This window comes from Fluviicola sp. (assembly GCF_030151805.1).
In the GTDB taxonomy this organism is placed as follows: domain Bacteria; phylum Bacteroidota; class Bacteroidia; order Flavobacteriales_D; family Crocinitomicaceae; genus Fluviicola.
On sequence record NZ_JASLCN010000240.1, the window covers coordinates 1 to 8778 of the forward strand.

General features: G+C 40.7%; 7 protein-coding genes. All 7 read left to right on the forward strand.

The annotated features are described in order from the left end of the window. Window positions 1–61 precede the first annotated feature (61 nt). The gene (locus tag Q1V93_RS09210) at window positions 62–1096 is read left to right on the forward strand and encodes a hypothetical protein (RefSeq protein ID WP_300663993.1); all 1035 of its coding nucleotides are present in this window, start codon (window positions 62–64) and stop codon (window positions 1094–1096) included. Between the two features lie 606 nt (window positions 1097–1702). Then, complete coding sequence (locus Q1V93_RS09215) at window positions 1703–2560, forward strand: DUF4846 domain-containing protein (RefSeq protein WP_300663995.1); 858 nt, start codon at window positions 1703–1705, stop codon at window positions 2558–2560. Between the two features lie 76 nt (window positions 2561–2636). After that, window positions 2637–3176, forward strand: a complete 540-nt coding sequence (locus Q1V93_RS09220) for a hypothetical protein (protein ID WP_300663997.1) — start codon at window positions 2637–2639, stop codon at window positions 3174–3176. A gap of 99 nt (window positions 3177–3275) precedes the next feature. Then, window positions 3276–4058, forward strand: coding sequence for a type I methionyl aminopeptidase (gene map, locus Q1V93_RS09225; protein ID WP_124744807.1), 783 nt, complete (start codon window positions 3276–3278; stop codon window positions 4056–4058). Further along, window positions 4051–4668: a hypothetical protein gene (locus Q1V93_RS09230; RefSeq protein WP_300664000.1), complete on the forward strand. Its 618-nt coding sequence runs from the start codon at window positions 4051–4053 to the stop codon at window positions 4666–4668. Before map ends, Q1V93_RS09230 begins: the two co-directional genes overlap by 8 nt. Window positions 4669–4677: 9 nt before the next feature. Beyond that, complete coding sequence (locus tag Q1V93_RS09235) at window positions 4678–6273, forward strand: hypothetical protein (protein ID WP_300664002.1); 1596 nt, start codon at window positions 4678–4680, stop codon at window positions 6271–6273. 186 nt (window positions 6274–6459) lie between these two features. Beyond that, complete coding sequence (locus Q1V93_RS09240; RefSeq protein ID WP_300664004.1) at window positions 6460–8694, forward strand: DUF2339 domain-containing protein; 2235 nt, start codon at window positions 6460–6462, stop codon at window positions 8692–8694. Window positions 8695–8778: the final 84 nt, after the last annotated feature.

Consider the following 8778-nt stretch of genomic DNA (forward strand, 5'->3'; position numbering starts at 1 on the left):
TGAAGCAGTGGGAATGATGAATAAATGGCTTCAAACAATTAAATAGTAAATGACAAAACCAATGAAAAATCAAATTTCAACATTCATCCTGGCACTTTGCTTTTTAGGAGGAATCAATGTTTACGGTCAAACGGCTGTAGAATACATGAACCTGTTTACTGCTGAATATGGAAAAATCCAGCAGGATATGTGGGATTACACGAGTTCTGTTTCGCATGGTAAAAGCGCCCGGAAAGTAGAGAAAAGAAGAGCTGAATTGATTCAGACATCGAATCAGGCTTTGAGCAAGGCAAAAGCGGCAAAAGGATTCAACGCATCCACTCAGTTCCGCGATTCAGTTGTAGAATACTTCCGCATCACCAACCTGGTTTTGAAAGAAGATTACGCGAAAATTGTAGACATGGAAGCTGTTGCAGAAGAATCGTACGATGCAATGGAAGCGTATATGTTGGCCAGAGAACGCGCAAATGATAAATTGTTGGCAGCATCCAAAATGGTTGAAAGAGAACAACATGCATTTGCAGCATCCAATAATATCAAATTGATTGATTCGGAAAATGCATTGGACAAGAAAATGGCGGTTGCGGGTGAAGTGTATGATACATACAACGAAATTTACCTGATCTTCTTCAAAAGTTTCAAACAGGAAGTTTATCTGATGGATGCGATTGCAAGAAAAGACATCAACGGAATTGAGCAAAACAGAAATGCGTTGGTTGCAGCTGCAAAAGAAGGATTGAAGAAATTGGAAGCGGTTAAACCCTATGCAAACGATAAAAGCATGGTAGAAGCGACTAAAAAGCTCTTGAATTTCTACATCGATGAAGCGGAGAATGAAATTCCTAAAATGTCTGATTACTTCATGAAATCTGAAAATTTCGAGAAAGTAAAAAAAGCATTCGACGAGATCCCGGAGAAAAAAAGAACGCAGGCAAATGTGAATGAATACAACAAAGCAATCAATGATATGAATGCAGGAGTGAACGCTTACAATGCAGCGAACCAAACATTGAATAAAAAACGTTCCACTTTGATCGACGGGTGGAATGGTGCTGCAGATAAGTTTACGGATGCACATGTTCCGAAAGGAAAATAGTTTTTAAGTAAAGACAACCGTTTGTGTAGTCTTAATCAGATAACATTGAAACCGATTCAGAAATGAGTCGGTTTTTTTTGTGGGATGTAGTCTGCCAAAATAGAGGCATTGAATATTTTTCCCGCAGATGTTCGCAGAGGAGCGCAGAACCTCGAATTCTAATTGTCTATTGAGAAATATCCTCGTCTTCATCCGTCAATTGACGGATTCTTCTGTGTAAATCTGCGTGTTTTTTTTGAGGGAATCACCTAAATTCTCAGGTGAGAAATTGTTTTAAACGCGAAGAATTGAAGATCGGAAAGAGTAGAATTTATTCAAAACAAAAAAAGCGAAAATCCCTAGCTGTGACTGGGCTAATAGACACAACTTGTCCCGCCACTGCGGGATGTCTATCCGTGTTTTTGCAACTAAAACAGAGCAGAAATTTCCTTATTTTGTTTCTCTTCGGTGAATGAACAAATTTTTCTTGGTAATCTTTGAAACGCAAAGATGCAAAGGATTTTTATTATGATCCTTTATCTTCTTATATAAGATCTGAAATCTAACTCTGCGTAATCAATACGGAAAATTCCGTACCTTGGATCAAACTTGAAACCATTCAAATCAATGATTAAATTAACCTTTGCTGCATGTTCAATCACTTTGCTGATTTTAGCTTCCTGCCAGGTGAATCCGCCAAATAGCGTTGATGGAATGAATGCCAATCAACAACTCATAGATACTTCCGGAACGAACATCGAAACGCGGATTCTTCCACCCGAAGGATTCAAACGGAAACAACTCGACAGTACCGGTTTTGGTTTTTACCTGCGGAATCTTCCTCTAAAACCAAATGGTTCTGCTGTTCATTTGTACGACGGATCACTGAAAGGAAATCAAAGTGCACACGTTGCAGTGATCGATATGTCAGTAGGAAAGCGTGATTTACAGCAATGTGCAGATGCGGTGATGCGTTTGAGGGCAGAATATTTGTTTCATCAGAAACGTTATTCGGATATTCACTTCCGTTTTGTGAGCGGATTTGATTGCGCGTATTCCAAATGGCGGGAAGGGAACAGAGTGCTAATCCATGGAAATTCTGTTTCCTGGCAAAAAACCGCCGGAGAAGACAAAAGTTATACTTCGTTTCTGAAATACATGGAAACTGTTTTCAATTATGCAAGTACCCTTTCGCTGGAGAAAGAATTGCGTTCCGTGGAATTGAAAGATGTGGAGATCGGAGATGTACTTATTCGTGGTGGATCGCCGGGACATGCGGTAATTGTGGTGGATATGTCTGTAAATGCAGCAGGAAAAAAACGCGTGCTTCTGGCTCAAAGTTACATGCCGGCACAGGAAATTCAGGTATTGATGAATCCAATGAATTCCAATCAATCTCCGTGGTACGATTTGGAAGAACGCATGAAAATCTACACGCCCGAATGGACTTTTGAAGCATTTCAGTTAAAACGATTTGAAAGATAAATTGAAAAGGTAAAAGTGAGAAGGAAATAATTCAAAATGATGGATATTAAGAGTACTGAACGAACTAAGTAGAAATATGTCAACAGAAGAAATAGAACTCCGGAAATTACAGTCAAAGATTGCTTACCTGAATGGCTACCTGGATGCTTTGGCGATTGTGTCTTCCTATTCAATTGTGGGAATGCAGTATCGTTTGTTCATTTATAACAGAGAAGGTGGGGACTGCAATCAAACCATTCAAAGAAATGCGTACGACCTGTTTGGAGTCCATCCCGATGAATGGCACACCGAATTAATTCCGGTAAATCATTGGGAAGAACGAATAAAGGAGGAAATCTTTGCCAATTTTAAACGAAGAATTCCGCACAATCCTCCGGAAATAGCACATGAGTTTCATTACGAAGAAAATGACATGGTGCAAGATCTTTTCGATAAAATCCGTTCTGCGGTTCATTATTTTATCCTGTGCTTCAAAGAAGAGTTTGATACAGGGAAAATGGATGTTTATGAATTGAAGGTGATTCATACCAGCCATTACAGAATTGTTGGGATTGATTTGGTTTTTGAAACATCATCCGGACAAGTTCTGGTGTTACAGTTACTGGGAAATGATTAATGAAAAGCACATGCGCATATTAGATGTATTTTTCACCTTTTCAATTTTTACTTTTCAATTTAAAGTATCTTTGTATTCATGAATTTCTTGAACAAGAGTATGATTAAATATAAGACAGCCGAAGAAATTGAAATTATGCGCCAGGCAGCGCAAGTAGTAAGCAGAACTTTAGGAAAGGTTGCTGAAATGATGCGTCCTGGAGTAACTCCCCTGGAATTGGATAAAATGGCGGAAGCATATATCCGTTCACAAGATGCCATTCCGGGATTTTTAGGTTTGTACGGTTGTCCGAGTACTCTGTTGATTTCCGTAAACGAGCAGGTTGTTCATGGTTTGCCAACGGAAAGACCGATTCAGGAAGGTGATATCGTTTCTGTAGATTGCGGAGCAGTTTACAAAGGGTATTACGGAGATCACGCCTATACTTTTGCGGTTGGGAAAATTTCTGAAGCAAAACAAAAATTGCTGGACGTAACACTAGAATGTCTGTACCTGGGAATCGAACAGGCAACGACTTCAAACCGCATGGAAGATATCGGTTGGGCCATTCAGACGCACGCTGAAAAACACGGTTACGGAGTGGTTCGCGAGTTGGTTGGTCACGGATTAGGTAAAACCTTGCACGAAGATCCGCAGGTTCCAAATTACGGAAAACGCGGAAGAGGAAAGAAAATCATGAATGGTCTGACGATCGCCATTGAGCCGATGATCAACCTGGGAACCGAAAAAGTCATTCAATTGGAGGACAATTGGACCATTGTAACTGCCGATGGACAGCCAAGTGCGCATTTTGAGCACGACATTGCGGTTGTAGACGGAAAACCGGTGATTCTTTCCACATTCGATTACATCGAAGAGGCTTTGGCAAAAAAGAATGATTAGCGAGCGGATCGTTTTACTGGCTATTTTAACGGCATGTATGTTCGGATTATCCACCTTGATGAGAGATGGCGTATTCCTGCTTCCTTTTGTACTCTATAAATTCGGATTGTTTTTAATAGCGGTGATCTTGTTGATTGCCAATAGAGCGAAGATTCGTTTGCCCGAAATCATGCTGCTGCTCTGGACGTTTTCGCTGGTTCTCTCTTCGAAGCCCGTTTATGAAGTGTTTTTCAGAGAAAACTATTTGCGTCAGCACCAGGAAGAACTGTTGGTATTTTCCACCTGGAGTTTGTTGAGTTTTGTGGTTTTCTTTTTTGTCTGGCAAATTCTCATTGCTTTGAAAGACAAAACCCGTTTCCGCTGGCTGCAAATGATCAATGCATCGTTGATCATGATCTGTTTTTTCATGAATATGTACGAATGGATGATCGTTCCGTTCTGGATGTGGATGCTGAGCGTTTTCCTGAGCAGAAACGAAAATCCGTTACATAAATCCTTCGCCGGATTGTATGGATTTGTGTTTTTGAGTGCCTGGATTTCGGCACTTTATTTCGGTAAAGATGCCATTTTGAGTGTAACGTTAACTGAGTTTCATCTTATAGGAACATAGTTGCCACTTATGAAAATTGTTTACTTTTTGCTTTTCTTTTTTCCTTTGTTTCTTTCCGCTCAAACTCTGCAGGAACAAATTCCGTTTGTGTTGAAAACGCAACCGAGAAATGTCGAAAAGTACATCAAATCACCTCGGAAAGACCAGATTTTCCTCGAAACAGCTTTCAATAATGCCATTTTTTCAGACAAAGCGGCTTTACAATCCATTAAGGATAAAGTCATTCTGAAAATAGAATTAGTATATACGACCTATCGCAAATCCGAAACCTTTGACCAGCACGGACTAAACAAAAAACGCCTGGAGGGTTTATTTCTTTCGGCTCCGAATTGTTTGAACCAGGAGGGAATTGAATGGGTTTTGATGGCTCAGACGGGATGCACTTCCGCCGAAGCCGGAAAAGACTTCTTTCACGGTTTTGTCATCACTTACCGCGATCTTCCGGATGCTGTTTCTGCGAAGGTGGAAATGAATTTCATCCGGGAAGTTGTTGCCGGGAAGATCAAATCCTATGCTTACGACACGTATTTGAAACGGGAAACGGAAAAAATAAAACAGGATTCCCTGAATGACATAGAACCCGTGATTGTGCTTCCCAAATTTCCGCACAGCGAGCAGGCACGCATCAATTACTTTTCGAAATACCTTGTTTTTCCACCGGAAGCTTCCAAACCGGCTAAAATAGATGTTCAGTTTATTCTCAGCAGGGAAGGAAAGATCACCAAGATCGTTTTCCCGAATAACCCGGAACCTTCACCTTACAAAGATGAGGTAAGAGAATTCATAAAAAACATGCCCGACTGGGCTCCGGGAACCATTAACGGAAAGCCAAGCGAATGCATGGTGCAGTTTTCGGTCGATTTCATGAATCGGGGAAGTGTGATTCCTTCACCGCTGGAAATCTTTTCGACGGAAGTTCCGCCCAAAATGAAATCCAAATTACCGGCCTACGATTACAATACGATCAAACCTGCGCCTTCTTCGAACCAGGTTTCGAATGCGCTACAGAAAGTGAATTGGGCAAACACAACCTTGGTTTGCGACGTAACAGGAAGTATGGCTCCGTTCAATGCACAAATCATTGAGTTTATCAATAATCAGCTGAAAAATAAACAGGAAACGCCTCAGCAATTGGTGTTTTTCAATGATGGAGACGATAAGAAAGACAAGGCGAAGAAAGTAGGGCAGACCGGGGGAATTTACGCTTGTAAATCGACCAGCCTGGATTCAATCTCATCAGTCATGATTTCGACAATGGAAAAAGGCATGGGCGGAGATTTGCCGGAAAACAATATCGAAGCCTTGATAAAAGCGATGGAAATTTACCCGAAAACGAAGAAATTAATCCTGATTGCTGACAATTTTGCGTCGCCGAGAGACATGTCGCTGGTGAAGCATATTGGGGTTCCGGTTCATGTCCTGGTATGCGGAGGAACGGTTTTAAACGAAGATTACCTCGACTTGGCTTACCAGACAAAAGGATCAATCAGTTTTGCAGGTAAAGATTACAGCGATTTTTATTCCTTTGAAGATGGGGCGACCATACAGATTGGCAAAATAACCTATGTGCTCAAAAAAGGACATTTTGTTCGGAGAAAAGACTGAGGTCAATTCAAAATTCAAAAAATAAATTCAAGTAATTCGTATCCCGATGGCTATCGGAATTTGATTAGTAATTATCTGAATATCAATATATTTTAGAATGAATGGTAATCATTTTTGCAACTTTTAACAAGCACAGATAAATCTTATTCCTACTTTCACTTTCAAAACCAATCGAAACTGAAAACTATGGAATCTGATAAGGATAAGATTATTCGCCTTGAAGAAGCCTACCGAAATCTCTGGAAGGAACAGGAAGAATTAAAGCTTCGCATCAAGGAAAATTATGCCGAATTCAAATTATTACGTGATCAATTCGGAGTTGAAAAAGCAGACATAACTTCCATTGAACCGGCTGCAGTTTTGGAAGAAAAACCGAAGGTGGTGGTTCCTGTTCAGGAATCTGTTAAACCTGCCGCAACACCTGTTATCAATAAAGAAAAAACTTCCTGGGAGCAATTCATCGGTGAACAGCTTTTGAGCAAGATCGGAATTGCGATTGTGTTGATCGGTGTCGGAATCGGTGCGAAATACGCGATTGATCATAATTTGATCGGAGAAGTTGGACGTGTCTTTTCAGGATTCGCGATTGCGTTGGTCTTAGGATTCTTCGCCTTTTACTTTCGCGAAAAATACCGCTCTTTCAGTGCTGTTCTGGCAAGCGGGTCCATCGCAGTTGCGTACTTTATGACTTACGCGGCATATAGTTTTTATCAGCTGATTCCTACTTCTGTTGCCTTTGGCGGTTTGTTGGTTCTGGTTCTGATCGCGGTTTTCCTGGCGATGTATTATAACATGGCAATTATTGCGCATCTGGGCTTGCTTGGAGCGTACATTCTTCCACCGCTTGTTTCTGACGGCTCGAAACACATTTCGTATTATTTGCTCTACATGCTCATTATCAATATCGGCATGCTGTTTATCTCGATAGCACGGAAATGGCCCACAATTCAATATCCGATTATTGTCTGGACCAGTTTTATTTTCCTGTTCTGGTTCAATACGGATTTCAACTATAAAACATCCGATCCGTCTATTGCAGCGCCTTATCTGCTTGCTTTTTTCGCCTTGTTCGTTTTTGGGATCGTAGGAAGAAATCACTGGAAGAAAGAAACGTTGGTCGGACACCAGCTGGTTCAATTGGTTCTGGTCGGGATTTGCTATTTCGGAGCGATTGGTTTCGTTCTGGATAAATCCCCGATTTGGGAAACGATTTTGTACAATGTGATTGGAGTAGGGGTTTATTACCTGAATAAAGTGCTTTTCGAACGCGAAAACAGGCTGGACTTTAAACGCATTTTTCAGGCACTTTCCTTGTTTGGCTTATCGAATTTACTGACTTCTTTTTGTGGCGATTATTCCTATATCTATGTGATGATTACGGGAGTTTTGCTGCTCTTCTGGCTATCCAAAGAAATCGAACGGAACCTGGAAGAAGTCATCGGGATTGTTTTACTCGCTTTGGCTTCGCTTTCGATACTGATCGAAATGGTGATCCGTTCATTTAGCAAAGAATTACTTCCATTCTATGAGAATGAATTGTTTATTACGATTGGCTTATCAGTATTGGCAATGGGAATCACGTTTGTTATGCTCTCGAAATATCAAGTTGAATATTACAAGAGCGTTGCATGGAAAACGGCAGGTGTTTTCACGGTGTTTTTTCTCCTTTTTGTGGGATTCTATGGAATTTATCTGAATGCTGAATACGTTGAGACTACTCAGTTTGCAGATAATAGTACGGATGTAAAAGAAAGTATTTTGAGAGCTGAATCTCTGAGCTGCTTCAACGATTCCCTGTACTTGTGGCAATACGCCTGGATTTCGGTGTCGGTTGGAATTTCAATCGCTTTCCGCAAATGGGTTTTGAGAAGAAACGAAAACTTCTCTGCCGGATTGGCTGTTTTGGGAAATATCCTGCTTGGAATTGCACTTTTGGGAATGACAGCAAGTATTTCGAATATTGACCGGATCGTAGCGAATGAAACGTATTGGAATTCGTTTAACCTGGCACATTACGTATTGTTTGCAGGGGTTCTCGTTTCATGGTTAATTGTTCGGACGCAGCAAGGACAGGAAAACTGGACAAAAGTTACGAGTTTGTTATTCATTCTCTGGGTTCTTTCCCTCGAATTGGTTCAATGGTCTTTTGTTTCTGGCTTTGGCGCGGGTTACAAGATTTTGTTGTCGTTGTTGTGGGCTTCTTTTGCAATTACGATGATTGTGATCGGAATCAAGAAAAAACAAGCAATTATGCGGATCACCGCGATGGCTATTTTGGGAGGAACAATCGTGAAGCTGTTTTTCTACGATTTGAGTACGTTAAGTACGATCTACAAAACGATCGTTTTCATAGCAATCGGAGGATTGCTGCTGGTTGGAGCGTATTTCTATCAAAGCTTGTCGAAACAGGAGACAGAGTAATTACGAATGCCGAATTACGAATGGAAAACATTTTTAATTAGGAATTAGGAATTAGGAATTAGGAATTAGGAATTAGGAATTAGG